Source organism: Nostoc sp., from assembly GCF_036918015.1.
Classification (GTDB): Bacteria; Cyanobacteriota; Cyanobacteriia; order Cyanobacteriales; family Nostocaceae; genus Nostoc.
In genome coordinates this window covers 75,508-92,539 of sequence record NZ_JBALEO010000012.1, presented here as the reverse complement: position 1 = coordinate 92,539, position 17,032 = coordinate 75,508, and the positions used below count along the sequence as shown (strand labels likewise).

The following is a 17,032-nucleotide window of genomic DNA, read 5'->3' as shown; positions in this document are numbered from 1 at the left end:
TTTGCGCCTACATACTTACTTAGTCTTCAGAAAATACCAAATAATAAAAAATAAGTTAACTAAATATTTTACTAAAAGCTTACCTATTCTTAAACTTACACAATTAAAGTAGCGGGTAAACAACTAAAAATTTTGGTTCTATCTCATTGATAAATACCTTAAGCAAAAGTTGTTGCCATCAGAAGATTTTGAGTTAGTCCCTAGCTCTGATTGAGGAGAATAGACTTTCCGATATACAGGTAAATTTTGATACAAGTTATTAGAGTTTCTTAATCATTGTGAATAGCGAGATTCCCTGATAATTGTGTAATTACGGTTAATGATGTATTCTAAAAGTCCTACTTCAAACTCTTCTGTCGTGTCAAATAGCTGTGCTTTCAGCAGACAATTACCCCAGCAGATATTTACCCGTAGGGAAGTAATTCCACCTCAAAATGATGTGCTTTGGCGTATTGAATACGGTGCAGTTCGTACCTTAACATGGAGTGAAGATGGAACATTCATTACTCTCGGTTATTGGGGACTAGGGGATCTGATTGGCTATCCTTTGTCTAGAGTCAAGCCCTACCAGATTGAATGTCTCACGGGCGTGGAAGTAAGCATTGTGCCACCTCATTTGTGGCATCAGGATATTAATGCTTTGTTGTCTCATATTCAACAAGCAGAGGATCTACTAAGAATTGTGCATCGCAAACCAATTTTGCTACGCTTATGGCAGTTTTTAGTATGGTTAAGTGAAAAATTTGGCCGTGACGTAGATAAGGGCAAGCTAATTGATTTAAATGTTACCCATCAAGATATTGCTGAAGTCTTAAATACTACGCGAGTAACAGTTACCCGACTCTTACAGCAGTTAGAAGAAGAAGGAACAGTTTTACGTCACAAACGCCGCATTATTTTGCGCCTACCAAATAAATTAATTAAAAACTATAGTTCAGCAGTATGTTAACTAAATTGCTTGTAATAATCACAGGGTAAAGGTATAATCGTTGCTGTGATTGTGTGTGAAATCCACAAAATAGAAGTGTTTAAAGCATTTTCTCATGGTTGGATTATTGTAGGTGTGAGTGAAAGTAAAAACATGACAAAACGATTCTGGAATCTTTTCAAGGTTAGTCCGATTGTATTAGCTGCTACATTTTTCGTTGCTAATAGTGCCTTAGCTGCTGAAGTTAACGAACAGGTAACAAATGTTGGCGAGTTATCTGAAGCTCAAGAGTCTAACGACATGAGTCAGGTAACATCAGTTTCTCAGTTTTCGGATGTACAGCCTACAGATTGGGCGTTCCAAGCTTTACAATCTTTAGTTGAGCGCTACGGCTGTATTGCAGGTTATCCTAACAGTACCTATCGTGGGAACCGTGCTTTAACTCGTTATGAATTTGCCGCAGGTTTGAATGCCTGTTTAGATCGGGTTAACGAACTGATTGCTACAGCTACTGCCGATTTAGTCAGCAAACAAGATTTAGCTACTTTACAGCGTTTACAAGAAGAATATTCTGCTGAACTAGCAACTCTGCGCGGTCGTGTTGATGGACTAGAAGCCCGCACTTCTGAGTTGGAAGCTAATCAGTTCTCCACTACCACCAAGTTGGTTGGAGAAGCAATTTTCGCCGTGTCTGATGTTTTTGGTGACACTAGAGCCGCTCGTGGTGGCGATCCTACTCAAGATTTAAATTACAATACCACTTTTAGCGATCGCGTTCGTTTGAACTTGTACAGCAGTTTCACTGGTAAAGACCAGTTACAAATTCGTTTGAATGCTGGAAATATCGTCTCCAATCGTGGTAATGATGCATTGGGTACTGGTACTGGTACCAACATGAGCCGCTTGGGTTTTGATGGAGATAACAACAACTCTGTTGTAATCGATAAAATCAACTATGCTTTCAACTTGACTGATGCAGTGCGTGTCAAAGTTGATGCTACTGGTGGTGAGTTATACGAAAACGTTAATACTTTCAACTCTGACTTTGCAAGCTCTGGTAAAGGTGCGCTCTCACGCTATGGACGTTTCAGCCCCATATATCGCCAAGGTCAAGGTGGCGCTGGTGTAACTGTTACCTTCAATCCTAAAGGCGCCATCAGCTTGACTGGTGCTTATCTAGCTAGAACTGCTAACGACCCTACTCTTAATAATGGGTTGTTTGATGGTGATAACTCTATATTTGGTCAGTTATCTTTTCAACCCACCAAAGCCTTTAATATTGGTTTAACTTACGCTCGCACTTATCAAACTGATGGTGCTGCCAATAGCCTTTTCCAAGGTACAGGTAGTATTTTTGCCAACACTCCTTTTGGGGCTAACACTCGTACCGAATCCAATAACTACGGTGTAGAAGCTAGCTTCCAATTTAGTCCTAAGTTGGCTATTAGTGGTTGGGGAGGTTATACAACCGCTGATGCTCTTACTGGCGCTAATGCTGGTGCAGACGCAGATGTTTGGTACTGGGCTGGAGCGCTTGCTTTGAAAGACTTTGGTGGCGAAGGCAACGTTTTAGGTATTATCTTTGGTCAAGCACCCAAAGTTACTGGTGGTAGTATCAAAACAGTCGCCGGCAATACTACCTTCGACGACAGTACTTCTTATCACTTAGAGGGTCTTTACAAGTACAAGGTTTCCGATAATATTCAGGTAACACCTGGTTTGTTGGTAATCTTCAATCCAGAACACAACGACGCTAACGACACTGAATACGTAGGTACTCTACGTACTACTTTCTCCTTCTAAAATCGGGGATGAAATATAAAGCTCAGAATTAGATAAACAAAACCCCACTTTTAGGTGGGGTTTTGTTTAGAAAAAAATTAGCTATGTAGGATTGTAATCTGGCTGATTGGATATATCTTTTGGGGGGCGATCGCTACTCCAAGCCCACCACACAGAACCACAGTGACAGTAATAGAACTCTTGCCATTTACGACGACGGTCTTCCGTAAGAACAGGCGATCGCCGATTTAGCCAAACTTTCTCAGCTTCTAGGCTACTTGAGTGGCATTTAGGACAGCAAAAATCATAAGCGTGTATTGCCTTATTCGTCCATTCAGGTGGGAGGGGAGAAAAAGCGTCCATGTAGTTACAAATATAGTCTTAATGGCAAACCAAAACTTTCAGGTTTGGAATTTGGCGGCAAAGGAATACTATAAAATCCCGCCATACTATCAAACTGCTGAATAAATATTCTTATAGCTCGATCTGAATTTATTCAAGACTGTGAGAGCATCTCATAAATCAAAGGTTAACATGAAAACTTTATTTTTTACACACCTAGTTACTATGCACATTATGGCTAATAATTAAATTTATGGAGCCAAATGTTGAAATTCGCCGTTTGTTAGATGTGATGCCTGCTTCTGGTCGGATGACGACAAAAATCGTCAGTAAGCCAGAGCAAGCAAAAGTAATTGACGCTTCCTTTCCCCAACCCTGGAACCAAGCGCGACCGATATATATTAATTTTGATTTGTGGCGCCGCCTGACAAAGCCGCAACGAGATTTGCTGCTGTTGCAGATGGTTAGCTGGTTGACGGGGGTAAAGTGGTTTAAACCCGACATTTATCAAGGCGTGGTGTTGGCTGGGCTGTTAGGCGGATTCTTGGAAGCAGCACAATCAGATGTAGTGGGTGTAGCTGTCGCTGGGGGATTAAGTGCGATCGCTGCTTTTCGGATCTGGCGCACTAATAAATCTCAAGAGTCAGAGTTAAATGCCGATGCAGCCGCAATTAAAATAGCACAACGGCGTGGTTATTCAGAAGTTGAAGCAGCACAGCACTTGTTATCAGCAATTGAAGCGGTAGCCAAAATTGAAGGACGTTCCAGTTTCAATTTTACTGAGTTGATTCGTTGCCAAAACTTACGAGCGATCGCAGGTTTATCACCAGTGGGTATACCAGAAAGTTATAAGTAATAATTCATCTGTCTGAATAGTTAAACGATCAGAATAATATCTGATGATAATCGCATTTACAGCAATCTTGACGATCCAAACAAATTGGATTCTAAACTAACAATGTTAAGCAATAAAATTAGCAAATATACTTCAAAATTACCTTTGAATTCTCCTTGGTTTATTATTCTTCTTTTTTCTTTTCTTGGTTTAATAGGTATTCTTAACCATTCCATGTGGCGAGATGAACTAAATCCCTGGCTGATTGTCAGAGATAGTGGATCGTTGGGAGATTTAATTGCAAATATTCATTATGAGGGTCATCCTGTTCTATGGTATTTTTCTCTGGCGATTCTGAGAAAAATAGTCGACGATCCTATTATTATGCAAATTTTCCATTTGGCAATTACTGTTGTTTCAGTTACACTTTTTTGCCTATATAGCCCTTTTAACTATCAACAAAAATTTCTATTTTCCTTTGGGTTTTTTCCTTTTTACGAATATCTTTTAATTTCTCGAAACTATGCCTTTAGTATGTTATTTGTTTTTGCCTTCTGTACAGTTTTTGCATCTAGAAAAATAACTTATGCTTATTTGGCAATTTTATTGGGTTTACTAGCAAATAGTAGTGCTTATGGTTTATTAGTATCATTTTCTTTATTCTTGACTTTGCTGACTGAATTTTGTTTTGATCGCGAACATCGGCAGCAGTATTTTAGTCAAACTCAAAAGTACGACTTAGTTTTAAGTATTGTAATTATCACATTATCTTTTATTTTATCCATTTATATTATTACTCCTCCGACAGATAGTTATCTTCACGGTGGGTTAAATAATGGTTGGCTAATAGAATTAGATATCCGTCATCTGTTGAGAAGCGTTGGCAGAGTATTTGGTAGTTATTTATTAATTATTCCTGCACATAAAAGATGGCTGGATTTAATTGTTTGTGCGGCAATTGCTTTATTTATTGTAGTTTTAACTTTAATAAAATTATCTGAAAAGCCAGTTGTTTTCTTTTTTTACATGATAGGCAATTGTATATTATTTGCCTTTACATACTTGAGATTTTTAGGTATGCCACGGCATTTTGGACATTTCTATTTAGTTTTAATAGCGGCTTTATGGTTGGGAAGTTATTATCAAAAGTCTATATTTTTACTTAATAAAATTTCTATTCTTCCACGTTCAATTACATTTATTCATAAATGGCATTATATCGCTTTGATGCTCATTCTTTATGTCCAGTTTGGGGGAGGAATTTATAGTTTTTCAAGGGATTTAGTTATACCATTTTCTGCTAGTCGCGAAACAGCCCAATATATTCACAAATCTGGATTAGATAATGAGTTTATTGTTGCCAGTCGAGATGCGAATATGGCTCCTTTATCGGGTTATCTCAATCGAAAGTTTTACTATCCAGAAGTGGGAAAAATGGGAAGCTTTACTTTATTTAAAAAAGGTCGTCAAGAAGTGGAACAAGCAGAGATATTAAGCCAGATTAATTCTCTACTTCAAAATCAAGATGAGCGAAAGAAAGTTCTGCTGATTTTAAATAAAAAACTGAATGTCAATCGCAATGATTTGAAAATTGTTCCGCTCAAAGATTTTCAGAGAGGCTGGGTGGATAATGAAAGATATTATCTTTATTGGGTAGATTAAGTATAAGAATAATGCGCCACAGAACTTTGTAGTTTAATATGGTATAGACTTTTTTGTAATAGAGGATCAGCATTTACATTTGAATGTGTCGCCATAAATACTTGTTTTATCCAGTGGTTATAGATAACAAAAGATATTTCATTAAAGCTACAGCAAGGAACTCATACTGCTTTCTTAGCCATTTTACAGCGCTGTTCTGTCTTAAAAACTAAGGGCTTAATTGTTATACAAGCAAAATGTATCGCCAAAACACCTCAAAAATAACGCTTTTGCATCCTTTGACTAGCTTGCCACCGCTGATAACTAGCTGGGATGCGTGAGGCTAATCTACACTGGAATAAGAGAATGTGTGTTTAACTGACTTAGATATCAAAACCTGGGGAGTTTTGTCATACCTTCTCGGTGTTGCTTATGAGGTGATTACCTCGTGTGGTAAAACTTAACTTAAATTCTGTCAGTTACTAACGGAGTTGATGGGAATGAGCACCTTAATTTTTATTGGCTTGATAGGAGTTTACGGAGCCGGCGCTTGGAAGTTTTGGAATGGGTTTGAACGGACTAATTTTAATCCAAGTTTGACCAATCGCATTGGTTTATCTTTGCTATGGCCAGCTTTGTTTATTACAAATCAGTCTTATCGTCGAAACTTTAGAAAAGCGTTGAAGGGCTAGGGATTACTATTAAACCTAACGTCATCCAATCCTGACGGTAGTATATATCTCAAATAAATTTAACCTACAACCTCGCTCCCCTACTAGGGGAGCGAGGTTAGGTTTGCTCCTTTTACGAAGGAGAGGAATTAGGGAGGGGTAAGTTCGTTAACCGTTGGAAAATATTTCAGCTGATGAATTTACGAATTATTTACCATTGGTTAATAAATGGATTGCTCCACCAACAGCGGCACCATCAATAGCATTGCCAAGAGTATCTCTTTTATCGCCAGTAATTACGCCTGTTACTGCGCTAGTCCCTGCACCGACTCCGATATCTTGAGCGGCGTTACGGTGGCGGCGATTGCGAGTATTTCTCAGACCATTTGCACCATTGACAGCTGCACCAGTGACACCACCCTTAACAGCATTCCCTAATACACTGCCATTTCCCCTAACAGCTCCGGTTACAACGTTGGTAACAGCCCCGATACCTGCATCTCTTAATACTTGGTCATCAGCAGCAGCGGGTTTGGCGGGAACTAAGGTTACACCAGCTAAACTTGCAGCCATCAGGCTGGGTAAAAGTGCGCGTTTTAGGATTTTATTCATTGTGTTACCTTCTCAAAACATCAAACAATTTTCTAAAAACCAAAGTTACTAGAGTCTGATAAAATCTGAATTTTTTATCTGAACCACAGCAACTATTTATTGTTTGAGAACATATTTATTGTTACATTTGCAAAGTCATAACTGCATCTACTGAAAGCATGAATATAAATTCAGTCCAGAGAAGGCCTTGCTGATTTTTAAAATCATACAGGGGATTACATCTTGACAAAACCAATTAAATGTGAAATGTAGATTTTTCACAATTAACAAGGGATTTGTAATCAGAAATAACGTAGTGTTTACCTTATCTATCTAAAGATAGTTGCCAAAATAATTAAACTAATATCAATTCAATTAATAATTGCAATACATTCTTGGGTAAAGACGCGATGAATCGCGTCTCTACAAGATGGTCTATTTGTCGAACTTGCCAAGAAAATGTCAAGCAAAGGTAGAAAAACCGAGATTGGGTGGAATATCCTGAATTCGCCCAGGCCCGATCGCTCGTAATGCTTCTTTGAGTAAAATATCCCCAGTATACAAGGCACGTCCGACAATTACGCCAGTCACGCCTTGAGGTTCTAATGCCAACAAACTCAACAAGTCGGTGACAGAACTTACCCCGCCAGAAGCAATTATCGGGATGGAAATTGCTGCTGCAAGTTCTCGCAAAGCTTCTAAATTTGGGCCTGTAAGTGTACCATCCCGGTGGATATCTGTGTAAATTATGGCGGCTGCGCCCAATTCTTGCATTTGTACAGCCAGTTGAGTTGCTAAAACTTCCGAGGTTTCTAACCAGCCGCGAGTTGCGACTCGACCATTACGGGCATCAATACCGATAATAATCTGTTCGGGAAATTCTTGGCAGAGTTCTTGCACTAACTGCGGTTGTTCGACGGCAATGGTTCCGAGAATTGCCCACTGTATGCCTAGATTAAATACCTGTTGTACACTGGTGCGATCGCGCAATCCGCCGCCAATTTCAATGGGTACTGACACTGCTTGAGCGATCGCTTCAATTGCCCCCAGGTTTACTACTTTACCTGCTTTGGCACCATCTAAATCAACTATATGCAATCTGGTAGCACCTTGATCTACCCACTGTTTGGCAACATCAGCAGGATTTTCGCTAAAAACTTGCGAGCGATCGTAGTCTCCCTGATACAGTCGCACACAGTGCCCTTCTAGTAAATCAATCGCTGGAATTACGTCCATTTAACTCTTCCTTATTGCAATCAAAACGCTATCTATAGCTGAATTTACTATTTTTCATTTTTCATTTGTAATTGCCTTACAGCTTGCCCAAAACCCAGCACAAGCAAGATGTTAGAAAGCGTCAAAAAAAGTTCTGCCCCACCGTGCAACCAATCTACATTGGCCAAAGACTCGCCATAATGCAATTGGGCGTAAATTCCGGCTGGGATGGTGATAGCAACAAAGACAAGCGTGCCGTAAAATCCATACAACGCTAAACGCGGCATTTGCGGACTGCGGCTGATAAACCACAAGAAACCCAAATAGGGAAACAGTGAAAGTGCAAACAGGGTTTCTTTAGAAATCATTGCTCTGATTTGATAGGTTTTGGTTCAACAGTGTTGACATTGGTAGAACGCCAAATCAAAAACGCCGCCGCCCAAAGCGTAAAATTACCAACTAAAGTCATGGTAGCTTGAAGCGTTACCATCCATTCCAAAGATTCGGCGTTATCGAAATAATGCCAGGTACAGGCACACATAGCGCTGACTAAAGCTGGTAACATCGCCAGGGATAATCCCCACCAGCTGCGGTTATTAGTCAGTTCGCCGTAAGTCCAGATTAACCAAATGGCGGCAATCCACTCAATAACGCTAGAAACATGAATAATCCAGGTGGGAATCGAAAGGGTGTGCATAAGAAAGTTAGGAGTTGGGAGTTAGAGATTTGGAGTGGACAGTAGCACTGTCAAGGTGATATGTAGCTTGAATTTTATCGAACAGAATTCAGGAGTCAGGAGCCAGAATTCAGAATGAATTTTGTGCCACTGGTGGATAGCGCAGCGTTAGCGAGTCCGCGAGCGTCTGAATCCAGGGGTTTAAGACCCCCACTAAATATGCATATTTAGTGGTGCAACAAAACAGTTGCGGGTCTGAATCCCCCATTGATAGCGCCGGCGGCAAGCAAGTCAGACGCTCGTTCCTCGCTATCGATAGCGAAGCGTTAGCGAGGAACGAGCGTCGCGTCTTCATTCTGACTCCTGAATTCTGACTTCTTCTTCAAATTTGTTTAAACAAACCTTTATTATGCAACGCCAAAGATTCTTATTTGTAAACGTCTTCTAAATTATCTAGTTTGTCAGAATTGCTCGTTGAGTTGGAGGGTTTGCGCTCAAAACCACCTACCTCTGCCAAAGTATAGAGGGGCCTGGCTTTAACTTCTTCGTAGATGCGCCCTATATATTCACCTAAGATGCCAACACTGACTAACTGCACAGATCCGAGGAAGAAAATTGCCATCAAAATAATCGTAAACCCAGTTAAAGGGGAATGGGGGACAAAAAGACGCCAATATAAGACTAATAAAGCCATCAAGATGGCCGCCACTGCTGCTACTAAGCCTAAGTAGGTTGATAACCGCAGTGGGACTATTGAAAAGGACACTAGACCATTGATAGCAAGCGCTAAGGATTTGCTAAAAGTGTATTTAACTTCCCCGGCAAAGCGGGGGTTGCGCTCGAACCGAATTGCTGTTTGCTGAAAGCCAACCCAAGAACGCAAACCACGAATATAGCGGGTACGTTCTGGCATAGAATTGAGAATATCTACAATCTGCCGATCCATTAGACAAAAATCACCAGTATCAGTAGGAATCTCTACATCTGCAAGCTTCTTAAGGATACGATAAAAGAAATAGGCAGTAAAACGCTTAAACCATCCTTCTTTTTGGCGTTGAGTACGTTGAGCGTAGACGACTTGATAGCCTTGTCGCCATTTTTCAACCATGTCGGGGATTAGTTCTGGTGGGTCTTGTAAGTCAGCATCAAGGATGACAATAACTTGTCCCCGGACAAAATTAAGACCAGCAGTTACTGCAATTTGATGACCAAAGTTACGAGCAAAGCTCAGATAGCAAATGCGCGGGTCTTTTTGATGGAGGTCTCGTAGTAATTGTAGGGAGCGATCGCGGCTACCATCATTGATTAAAATTAATTCGACAAGCCCATCCATCCGATTCATTACTGCACTCAGTCTGCGGTATAGTTCTGGAATAGTTTCTTCTTCGTTATAAATTGGAACAATGAATGAATACTTTGGTAACATCTAAAAATATTGTTTAATTTTTTTTTACAGCTAAGATAACAGGCTGCCTGCGATCGAAAAGGTGTGATTCACAGTATACTTAGCAACACTCAAGTTTCATTCCCATACTTTATTTATTCTTCGGATTTATGTTTTCTGAAGAGTCTGATTTTTTCAGCTTTTCTACAGCTTTTTTGGAAAAAGTTCGACGATGGCGATACCAAGTAGATCCTGCTACGAGCGTTCCAGTTAAGCCTAATGCAAGTATTAGCGGCAAAAAATCGCCCGTATTCACTGCCTTCAGACCAGAACTACCTAGTAGTACAAAAGGTAAGACACTAGGAACAGTACCAAGTGTTGTACCTAGAACATAATCTTTAAAACCGATTGAAGTCAGTCCTGCGACAAAGTTGACCAAGCCATAGGGCATGATTGGTACTAATCGGATGGCAAACATATAAAAAAGCCCTCCACGACGCACCTCAGCATCCATAGCTTGCCAGCGTCCTGCTAGTCGTTTTGCAACTGCTTTACGTCCAATGGTCCGAGTAAAAACGAAGGCAATTATTGCCGCAACGACTGCTCCAATACTAGTCCAGATAGTACCCAGCCAAGGGCCAAAAATGGCACCTCCAGTCAAATTTAGTACCGTTGAGGGCAAAACTAACATGGTTGCCACAACGTACAAAGCAATATAAATAATAGGTGCCCAGATACCAGAAGATTTCAGCAAAGCTTGAATTTGTACTGGTTCAATGCCGCCAAGAAGATATACGGTTATACCAGTTGCAATTATGCAACTCAGCGTGAGTAGAAAAATACCAGTTTTCAAGTTCCACATTAGAACTCTACTCCTACTTTTTGTGTAACAAAACCCATCTTTTTCAAATTTAAATCCTTGTAGAGACACGAAATTTCGCGTTTCTACAAGGATTTATCACTAGATATCTATTGTATTAGTTAGTTTTAGCGATCAGCGATCGCAACCTTTATTCAAGTATCGAAGTATCTAAGCACAGACCAGAAAACCGCAAGTTAGCAAGACTTTTGTCGATAAAACCGGAAGTGAACACTTCGGAATCGAAAAAATGTAAGTAATTATAGCGCCTGCTATCCTGATGGGAGACAGAGATTCATTTAACAATAGCTATTAATCCAAAATCCAAAATGGTCAACATACGGGCATTATTGTCTGGGTATTACGGTAAAGGTAATGGTGGTGACGAAGCTTTATTGGCAACGCTTTTGCAAATGTTGCCATCTCACGTAACGCCTATAGTACTTTCTGGTAATCCAAAGGAAACGCGCGATCGCTACAATGTAGAAACCTACGATCGCATGGCTCCTTTCGCTGTACTGCAAGCTTTACGCTCAAGTGATGCCTTTATTTGGGGCGGCGGGAGTCTGATTCAAGATGTTACCAGCACTATCAGCCCATTTTATTACGGGGGGCTGATGGCATTAGCGCAGAAAATGGGTTTAAAAACTGTTGCTTGGGCGCAGGGTATTGGCCCTTTGGTGCGTCCACAAACTCGTTGGCTGGCACGGCAAACCTTTGGTAATTGTACTAAAATTAGTGTCCGCGATCGCGCCAGTGCCGCTTTATTATCTGATTGGAAAATTCCTTGTATTATAGCTCCTGACCCAGTTTGGGCGTTGGAATCTCAACCAGTACCAGGACTTTGGGATTTACCTGCGCCGAGAGTTGCGGTAACGTTGCGATCGCATCCCCAACTTACAGAAATACGTCTCGCAAATTTGACTCGTGCTTTGGTGGACTTTCAAAAAGCTACACAGGCTTTTATTTTACTACTACCGTTTCAAAAAAGTGAAGATTTAAGTATTGCCGAAGCTATTCAACCACACCTTAAAGATGTTAGCAAGATTTTGTGTCTGGAAGATCCGCAACTTTTAAAAGGTGTGTTTCGCGGCGTGGAAATGGCAATTGGGATGCGTTTGCACAGTTTAATTATGGCTGCTGCTGAAGGTTGTCGCTGCTTTGCTCTCAGTTATGACCCCAAGGTAAATCGTCTCATGGAAGACTTGGAAATGCCTGGATGGGATTTAGCAAGTTTACCCGATGACCCCAATTTAATTGGTTTGACTTGGATGGAGCATTACGCTAATGGCGATCCTTTATCATCAGAGAAAATCCAATCTTTGGTGGATGGCGCTTTAATGCACTGTGAACTGTTGAGTGAAGCCTTAAGTTAAGTTTTTGTCTAGATATGAACAGGGAATGATATGACACAGATATCCCAGCCAAAACGCACTCGCATTTTACCAGCATCAACCTTAGTCTCTGAAGAAGTACACCAGCGTCAGGAACAACGTGATGCTCTTGCTATGCGGTGTCGTGCTGTTTTCGATCGCTTACGTCCAACTCTGATCGAAACTTATTATAACTGGCATATTGCTATCGACCCTGAAACAGAACGGTATCTCATTGACCCAACACTCTTGGGAATAATGCAAAAAATTCATGATGCTTATGGCAATACTAACGAAGTAAAACTTACGATATTCCGACTCAACGATACAGGAACCTGCGGCAGGTTATGATTTCAGGTTCGTTTGGGGATAATGGCGAACTATTATTTGAAATTCAGCTTGTTGCTGCTAATGATGACAAATTTTCAGTTGAAGCTTTACTCGATACTGGGTTTACAGATGGGTGGTTAGCTATCAATACTCAAGACTTGGAAGTATTGGAGTGGTCATTGATGACAGCACAGATTGAAATGCGGACAGCACGAGGAGAAGCACGATTCGATATCTATGAAGGCAAACTTATTATTGATGGAACTGAAGTTATAATTCCCGTCCATGTTGGAGATGACATTCCTGATACCATAATAGGTTCGTTGTGGTTAGATATTATGCTGTTGGTCGTTAACAAACCAAAAGGAATATTAACCCTTGAAATAGTAGATAGCAATTAAATTACTTACACAAACTCAGTCAAAACTTAGGAAAAATATTTTCTATTCTCCAAGCTTCAAACTCCAGAACAAATTCTACAGATTATGGTAAATCTGAATCGTGCCAATTCTGCCAGCAATGAACCTATGGGTGCAGTTCGAGTTAAAGTCAAGCTCACGAATGCCATTGATGAAGCGCTTGTCAGCCGAGGAATGCTAAATCCAAATATGCTGCGGGTGTATGAAACAGAAGCATTAGTGGACACCGGGGCAGTACGTACTGTACTACCCATGTCTATTGTCCAGCAACTTGGTTTGAGAATTCGAGGACAGCAGATTGCTCAATACGCCAATGGTAGTGAAGAATCTATAGGAGTAACTGAACCCGTAATTATTGAATTGGCAGGACGAGAAACTACCGAAGCCACATTAGTTACAGGTAATATCGTCCTGCTTGGACAGACGGTTCTAGAAACGCTGGATTTACTGGTGGACTGTAGAAATCAACAACTTATCCCGAATCCTGAACATCCTAACTATCCCGTGATGAGAATATAGGCTAGTAACTCGTTTTGCCGCTAACAATCCCTGACCACTGTACTTTTTTATCATTCTCTCGGCGGTAAGAAAAGAAATGCTCTGGAGTTTGGAAAGTACAATAAGGTGCGATCGCAATTTGTTCTGCACTAATTCCCATATTTTCCAGTTGTAAGGTATTCACTCGCCGCACATCTAGCCTTACCTTTCCTGGATCTGGGTCTTCTAGTAAAGGTGAATTTGGTAACTCATGCAATGCCGTTATAATTTTTTCTTCGTCATTATGTGATATAATACTAGCCCCGATTTCGGCAGCCACTTCAATCGAGACTTGGTAAACCTCACCAGCGATCGCTGGGCCCATCGCAATTCTCAAATCATCGAGTTTGCTGCCTTGAGATTGTAATCGAGCGATCGCCAAGGGAACAATCTTCTTAGCAGTCCCGCGCCAACCCGCGTGTAATGCTGCTACCCGTCCAGTTCGCACATCCCCAATTAGCACGGGTGTGCAATCTGCGCTAGCGACCCAAACCGCTTGTAGAGGCTGTTCGCTCATTAAACCATCTGCCGATGCTAAATCCTCCTCAGCAGAGCTTAAGAAGCTTTCAACTTCTTGGGGGGTGAGAACAGTATTGCCATGAACCTGCTTTAAGCGATAGACTGATGCCTCTGGTTGCAATACTTCTGTGATAACTTGTGGCGATCGCGGCCAAAACTGTTGGGTAAAGAAGCCGTGGTGCCAACCTTCTAGAATACTACAAGTTAGATAGGGGAGTCCTTCCCAATTGCGCCAGTGCCAAGTGTGCATCTTCAACCAAACCTAAACAGAAATCACTCATCAGCCAATCAATGCTAACTTGAACAACGGAATTTGGGTTAACTGCTGTGGGATTTAATCTGCAAAACTTGGAAGCAGCCTTGCAAGCAGGGCGTGAGCATACATATTTACCATTTTCTCTTCACTTTTTTGAAAGCGTCTCCTCAACCAACCAAACCCTCTGGAACTTACTCAACCAAGGGGCTATTTCAGGGACAGTAGTAATCGCAACTCAGCAATCTGCTGGGCGGGGACAATGGGGCCGCCAGTGGATTTCTCCGGCTGGGGGATTATATATTTCCGTGGCAGTTTCTTTCGACCATAAAATAGAGGCTACTGACAGCTACCAGCTAACTTTCGCTACTGCTTGGGGAATTGCGTCGCAATTGCGCCAACACGGCATAGATGTTGGGATAAAATGGCCCAATGATTTAGTTTTAAATGGTCGCAAACTAGGCGGCATTTTGACAGAAACCAAAGTAAACAAAGGACAAATCACCCAAGCAGTAATTGGTGTTGGTATTAACTGGACAAACCCAGTACCAGAAACTGGCATCAATCTGGAATCGTGGCAAGCTTCCCAAGATATCAGACCGATTTCTTGTCTGGAAATGCTCACCTCTAGAGTCTTACTGGGAATAGAATCCGGTATGGAGTGCCTTTTTCAAGAAGGAGTAAATATACTCTTGTCTGGCTATCTAGACTTGCTTACAAACATGGGCGATCGGGTGTACGTCAATAATCTTTCAGGTACAGTAGTTGGAGTGACTCCTCAAGGAAATTTACGAGTTGATTTAGAAACACATGATACAAAGGAACTAATTACACCGGAAATTTATATTGAACCCGGTACAATCAGTTTGGGATACCATAAATCTTCCGTTTAAATTTGAGGTTTGTTCAAAATTTGGCTCTTTGGGCAAGACAAACCACTAGCATCATCTCTTTAGGCTAATTACACACAACTGAGAGAACAAATGACGCAGCGCAATAATTCTGCCCATCATCGTTTGCATTTATGGCAGCAAGGTCTAACAAAAAAACGTTTTGCCTCAACACTACCAGCCCAGAGCCTCTGTTGGCTGAGTAGCGTTAGCCTCCTTAGCGGTGGCTTCGTGTTTGCCCAAACGGAAACACAAATAGACAATATAGTTCCCACTGTTGAAAGTTCTCAACCAACAGCAGTTACAAATCCAGTTAACACTGAGCGTTCGCGCAGCGTCTCGCAGAGAAGTCGAAGTGTTAAAAAACAGGCTGTTGCGTCGCCGGAAGCCGCTCAAGCGCAACCGGAATTTTCCCAACGGCGAGCCAGACTCAGACAGAGACTAGGCAAGCCAGAGGTTGCTCAATCAAAAGAGCCAGTTAGGCAGTCTACACCCAAAATCGAAGCAGCTGAACCTGTTGTGATTATCAGACAGTCAAAGCCCAAAGTAGAGGCCTCACAGGTTACTCCTGTAAGGGCGAGACAGGAAAAACCCAATACCCCTGTCCGCTATGCACCTGAAAAACTTCCAGTAGTTGCTCAACCATCAAATAACTCTAACAGCCCTGTCAGTGCAACGGCGGAGAAAACGAAGGATTATAATAACGCCTATATCGATCCTAATAGTTATGACAGTGGTGCAACAGGTACTTATCAAGCACCAAACTCTGTAATTGTTACAGAACGCTCCAGTGGTTGTCGAGCCATTTTGCCGTCAGGGCAAAGTGTATTAGGCGGCGCTTGCGCCAAAGCACCCCAAAGGAGTGTAGCTGATTCTAATGGGAAACCAGCACCTAATTGGCTCAGAAGAAGTCAAAACGCCCAATTACCAGTAGTTCCACCCGTGCGGCAAATTGCAACTACTGGCAACACCAGCAGATGGCGTGCTGCTCAAAGTGGTTCTAGCGGTGTCACCAAGAGCGCATTTCGCTCGAATCGGTTTATCCCGACTCCCGCTGAATTCAGCCCCACAAGAGTTAGTGCAACTCCCATTGCACCGAGTGGTGGGACTTTACCGCCACCAATGGCAGATGGCAACATTGCACCCCGCCCTAGCAACGTAGCTTACGACTTCTCACTAGCATCAGTATTGCCACAAATCCCCTACATGGGGAGAGTTGCATATAGTGGTACGGGAATGATGTATCCCTTGTCTATTCCCGCTCCCATTACTTCTTTGTTTGGTTGGCGAGTTCATCCAATCACAGGTAATCAACGCTTCCATGCTGGTACAGACTTGGGTGCGCCTACGGGAACACCAGTTTTGGCTGCTGCTGCGGGTCAAGTGGAAACTGCTAACTGGGTGGGTGGTTATGGTTTAACCGTAATCCTGAATCACAAATCTGCTGAACAAACTCTCTACGGTCACATGTCAGAAATCCTCGTTCAACCCGGTCAGTGGGTACAACCTGGAACTATCATCGGGCGAGTTGGCAGCACTGGCAATTCCACAGGCCCTCACTTGCACTTTGAAGTTCGCCACCTGACACAAGATGGGTGGGTTGCTTCTGACCCAGGCGTGGAATTACAAAGTGCCCTCAGTCAGTTAGTGCGAGGTTTGCAAACCGCTCAGGTAAGCCAGCAACCAGGCAGCTAGAATAAAGTTAGGAGTGAAGAGTGAAGAGTTATGAATTTAAAACTCCAAACTCCAAACTCCAAACTCCAAACTCCTAACTCCTAACTCCTAAC

At 41.8% G+C, this 17,032-nt stretch carries 19 protein-coding genes; 11 read left to right on the top strand and 8 right to left on the bottom strand.

Features of this window, described 5'->3' with window-relative positions:
• Positions 1 to 319: 319 nt before the first annotated feature.
• Complete coding sequence (locus V7K61_RS03745) at positions 320 to 949, top strand: Crp/Fnr family transcriptional regulator (RefSeq protein ID WP_335051031.1); 630 nt, start codon at positions 320 to 322, stop codon at positions 947 to 949.
• Between the two features lie 132 nt (positions 950 to 1,081).
• Positions 1,082 to 2,731 carry an iron uptake porin gene (locus V7K61_RS03740; protein ID WP_335051029.1) on the top strand — a complete coding sequence of 550 codons (1,650 nt, stop codon included), beginning with the start codon at positions 1,082 to 1,084 and terminating at the stop codon, positions 2,729 to 2,731.
• 81 nt (positions 2,732 to 2,812) lie between these two features.
• Here V7K61_RS03740 and V7K61_RS03735 read toward each other — a convergent pair whose 3' ends face one another.
• A complete protein-coding gene (locus V7K61_RS03735; protein WP_292729270.1) occupies positions 2,813 to 3,073 on the bottom strand; it encodes a hypothetical protein in 261 nt (86 codons plus the stop codon).
• Between the two features lie 232 nt (positions 3,074 to 3,305).
• Here V7K61_RS03735 and V7K61_RS03730 point away from each other — a divergent pair, with 232 nt between their 5' ends.
• The 3 genes from V7K61_RS03730 (at position 3,306) to V7K61_RS03720 (ending at position 6,220) form a co-directional block, all read left to right on the top strand.
• Positions 3,306 to 3,908: a DUF3318 domain-containing protein gene (locus tag V7K61_RS03730; RefSeq protein ID WP_099103437.1), complete on the top strand. Its 603-nt coding sequence runs from the start codon at positions 3,306 to 3,308 to the stop codon at positions 3,906 to 3,908.
• 102 nt (positions 3,909 to 4,010) lie between these two features.
• Complete coding sequence (locus tag V7K61_RS03725; RefSeq protein ID WP_335051027.1) at positions 4,011 to 5,549, top strand: hypothetical protein; 1,539 nt, start codon at positions 4,011 to 4,013, stop codon at positions 5,547 to 5,549.
• A 479-nt stretch (positions 5,550 to 6,028) separates the two neighbouring features.
• Positions 6,029 to 6,220: a hypothetical protein gene (locus V7K61_RS03720; protein WP_335051025.1), complete on the top strand. Its 192-nt coding sequence runs from the start codon at positions 6,029 to 6,031 to the stop codon at positions 6,218 to 6,220.
• Between the two features lie 186 nt (positions 6,221 to 6,406).
• Here V7K61_RS03720 and V7K61_RS03715 read toward each other — a convergent pair whose 3' ends face one another.
• The 6 genes from V7K61_RS03715 to V7K61_RS03690 all read right to left on the bottom strand — a co-directional run bounded on the left by V7K61_RS03715 (position 6,407) and on the right by V7K61_RS03690 (position 10,927).
• Positions 6,407 to 6,811, bottom strand: a complete 405-nt coding sequence (locus tag V7K61_RS03715; protein WP_335051023.1) for a hypothetical protein — start codon at positions 6,809 to 6,811, stop codon at positions 6,407 to 6,409.
• 441 nt (positions 6,812 to 7,252) lie between these two features.
• The gene (gene hisA, locus V7K61_RS03710; protein ID WP_099099639.1) at positions 7,253 to 8,026 is read right to left on the bottom strand and encodes a 1-(5-phosphoribosyl)-5-[(5-phosphoribosylamino)methylideneamino]imidazole-4-carboxamide isomerase; all 774 of its coding nucleotides are present in this window, start codon (positions 8,024 to 8,026) and stop codon (positions 7,253 to 7,255) included.
• Positions 8,027 to 8,073: 47 nt separating this feature from the next.
• The gene (locus V7K61_RS03705) at positions 8,074 to 8,373 is read right to left on the bottom strand and encodes a DUF3593 domain-containing protein (protein ID WP_322637628.1); all 300 of its coding nucleotides are present in this window, start codon (positions 8,371 to 8,373) and stop codon (positions 8,074 to 8,076) included.
• Positions 8,370 to 8,702: a DUF2499 domain-containing protein gene (locus V7K61_RS03700; protein WP_334927709.1), complete on the bottom strand. Its 333-nt coding sequence runs from the start codon at positions 8,700 to 8,702 to the stop codon at positions 8,370 to 8,372. The genes V7K61_RS03705 and V7K61_RS03700 overlap by 4 nt, the downstream gene beginning before the upstream one ends.
• 406 nt (positions 8,703 to 9,108) lie before the next feature.
• Positions 9,109 to 10,107 carry a glycosyltransferase family 2 protein gene (locus V7K61_RS03695; protein ID WP_335051019.1) on the bottom strand — a complete coding sequence of 333 codons (999 nt, stop codon included), beginning with the start codon at positions 10,105 to 10,107 and terminating at the stop codon, positions 9,109 to 9,111.
• A gap of 109 nt (positions 10,108 to 10,216) precedes the next feature.
• A complete protein-coding gene (locus V7K61_RS03690) occupies positions 10,217 to 10,927 on the bottom strand; it encodes a TVP38/TMEM64 family protein (RefSeq protein ID WP_335051017.1) in 711 nt (236 codons plus the stop codon).
• A gap of 326 nt (positions 10,928 to 11,253) precedes the next feature.
• On the opposite strand from V7K61_RS03690, the gene csaB reads away from it, so the two are divergent.
• From csaB to V7K61_RS03670, 4 genes are all read left to right on the top strand, one after another.
• Positions 11,254 to 12,300, top strand: a complete 1,047-nt coding sequence (gene csaB / locus V7K61_RS03685; protein ID WP_335051015.1) for a polysaccharide pyruvyl transferase CsaB — start codon at positions 11,254 to 11,256, stop codon at positions 12,298 to 12,300.
• A 30-nt stretch (positions 12,301 to 12,330) separates the two neighbouring features.
• Positions 12,331 to 12,648 (top strand): hypothetical protein, encoded by a 318-nt coding sequence (locus tag V7K61_RS03680; protein ID WP_335051013.1) that lies wholly within the window; start codon positions 12,331 to 12,333, stop codon positions 12,646 to 12,648.
• Positions 12,645 to 13,028 (top strand): aspartyl protease, encoded by a 384-nt coding sequence (locus V7K61_RS03675; protein ID WP_335051011.1) that lies wholly within the window; start codon positions 12,645 to 12,647, stop codon positions 13,026 to 13,028. Before V7K61_RS03680 ends, V7K61_RS03675 begins: the two co-directional genes overlap by 4 nt.
• A gap of 84 nt (positions 13,029 to 13,112) precedes the next feature.
• Positions 13,113 to 13,565, top strand: a complete 453-nt coding sequence (locus tag V7K61_RS03670; protein WP_335051009.1) for a retroviral-like aspartic protease family protein — start codon at positions 13,113 to 13,115, stop codon at positions 13,563 to 13,565.
• 1 nt (position 13,566) lies between these two features.
• Here V7K61_RS03670 and pgeF read toward each other — a convergent pair whose 3' ends face one another.
• The gene (gene pgeF / locus V7K61_RS03665) at positions 13,567 to 14,352 is read right to left on the bottom strand and encodes a peptidoglycan editing factor PgeF (RefSeq protein WP_335051007.1); all 786 of its coding nucleotides are present in this window, start codon (positions 14,350 to 14,352) and stop codon (positions 13,567 to 13,569) included.
• 77 nt (positions 14,353 to 14,429) lie between these two features.
• Between pgeF and V7K61_RS03660 the strand changes: the two genes are divergently transcribed.
• Positions 14,430 to 15,248 carry a biotin--[acetyl-CoA-carboxylase] ligase gene (locus tag V7K61_RS03660; RefSeq protein ID WP_335051005.1) on the top strand — a complete coding sequence of 273 codons (819 nt, stop codon included), beginning with the start codon at positions 14,430 to 14,432 and terminating at the stop codon, positions 15,246 to 15,248.
• Between the two features lie 90 nt (positions 15,249 to 15,338).
• The gene (locus V7K61_RS03655) at positions 15,339 to 16,940 is read left to right on the top strand and encodes a M23 family metallopeptidase (RefSeq protein WP_335051003.1); all 1,602 of its coding nucleotides are present in this window, start codon (positions 15,339 to 15,341) and stop codon (positions 16,938 to 16,940) included.
• Positions 16,941 to 17,032: the final 92 nt, after the last annotated feature.

What these genes read in the sequence shown, in the direction of transcription:
- V7K61_RS03745 (WP_335051031.1), top strand. Translation starts at nt 320, where the DNA reads ATGATGTATTCTAAAAGTCCTACTTCAAACTCTTCTGTCGTGTCAAAT.
- V7K61_RS03740 (WP_335051029.1), top strand. Translation starts at nt 1,082, where the DNA reads ATGACAAAACGATTCTGGAATCTTTTCAAGGTTAGTCCGATTGTATTA.
- V7K61_RS03735 (WP_292729270.1), bottom strand. Translation starts at nt 3,073, where the DNA reads ATGGACGCTTTTTCTCCCCTCCCACCTGAATGGACGAATAAGGCAATA.
- V7K61_RS03730 (WP_099103437.1), top strand. Translation starts at nt 3,306, where the DNA reads ATGGAGCCAAATGTTGAAATTCGCCGTTTGTTAGATGTGATGCCTGCT.
- V7K61_RS03725 (WP_335051027.1), top strand. Translation starts at nt 4,011, where the DNA reads ATGTTAAGCAATAAAATTAGCAAATATACTTCAAAATTACCTTTGAAT.
- V7K61_RS03720 (WP_335051025.1), top strand. Translation starts at nt 6,029, where the DNA reads ATGAGCACCTTAATTTTTATTGGCTTGATAGGAGTTTACGGAGCCGGC.
- V7K61_RS03715 (WP_335051023.1), bottom strand. Translation starts at nt 6,811, where the DNA reads ATGAATAAAATCCTAAAACGCGCACTTTTACCCAGCCTGATGGCTGCA.
- hisA (WP_099099639.1), bottom strand. Translation starts at nt 8,026, where the DNA reads ATGGACGTAATTCCAGCGATTGATTTACTAGAAGGGCACTGTGTGCGA.
- V7K61_RS03705 (WP_322637628.1), bottom strand. Translation starts at nt 8,373, where the DNA reads ATGATTTCTAAAGAAACCCTGTTTGCACTTTCACTGTTTCCCTATTTG.
- V7K61_RS03700 (WP_334927709.1), bottom strand. Translation starts at nt 8,702, where the DNA reads ATGCACACCCTTTCGATTCCCACCTGGATTATTCATGTTTCTAGCGTT.
- V7K61_RS03695 (WP_335051019.1), bottom strand. Translation starts at nt 10,107, where the DNA reads ATGTTACCAAAGTATTCATTCATTGTTCCAATTTATAACGAAGAAGAA.
- V7K61_RS03690 (WP_335051017.1), bottom strand. Translation starts at nt 10,927, where the DNA reads ATGTGGAACTTGAAAACTGGTATTTTTCTACTCACGCTGAGTTGCATA.
- csaB (WP_335051015.1), top strand. Translation starts at nt 11,254, where the DNA reads ATGGTCAACATACGGGCATTATTGTCTGGGTATTACGGTAAAGGTAAT.
- V7K61_RS03680 (WP_335051013.1), top strand. Translation starts at nt 12,331, where the DNA reads ATGACACAGATATCCCAGCCAAAACGCACTCGCATTTTACCAGCATCA.
- V7K61_RS03675 (WP_335051011.1), top strand. Translation starts at nt 12,645, where the DNA reads ATGATTTCAGGTTCGTTTGGGGATAATGGCGAACTATTATTTGAAATT.
- V7K61_RS03670 (WP_335051009.1), top strand. Translation starts at nt 13,113, where the DNA reads ATGGTAAATCTGAATCGTGCCAATTCTGCCAGCAATGAACCTATGGGT.
- pgeF (WP_335051007.1), bottom strand. Translation starts at nt 14,352, where the DNA reads ATGCACACTTGGCACTGGCGCAATTGGGAAGGACTCCCCTATCTAACT.
- V7K61_RS03655 (WP_335051003.1), top strand. Translation starts at nt 15,339, where the DNA reads ATGACGCAGCGCAATAATTCTGCCCATCATCGTTTGCATTTATGGCAG.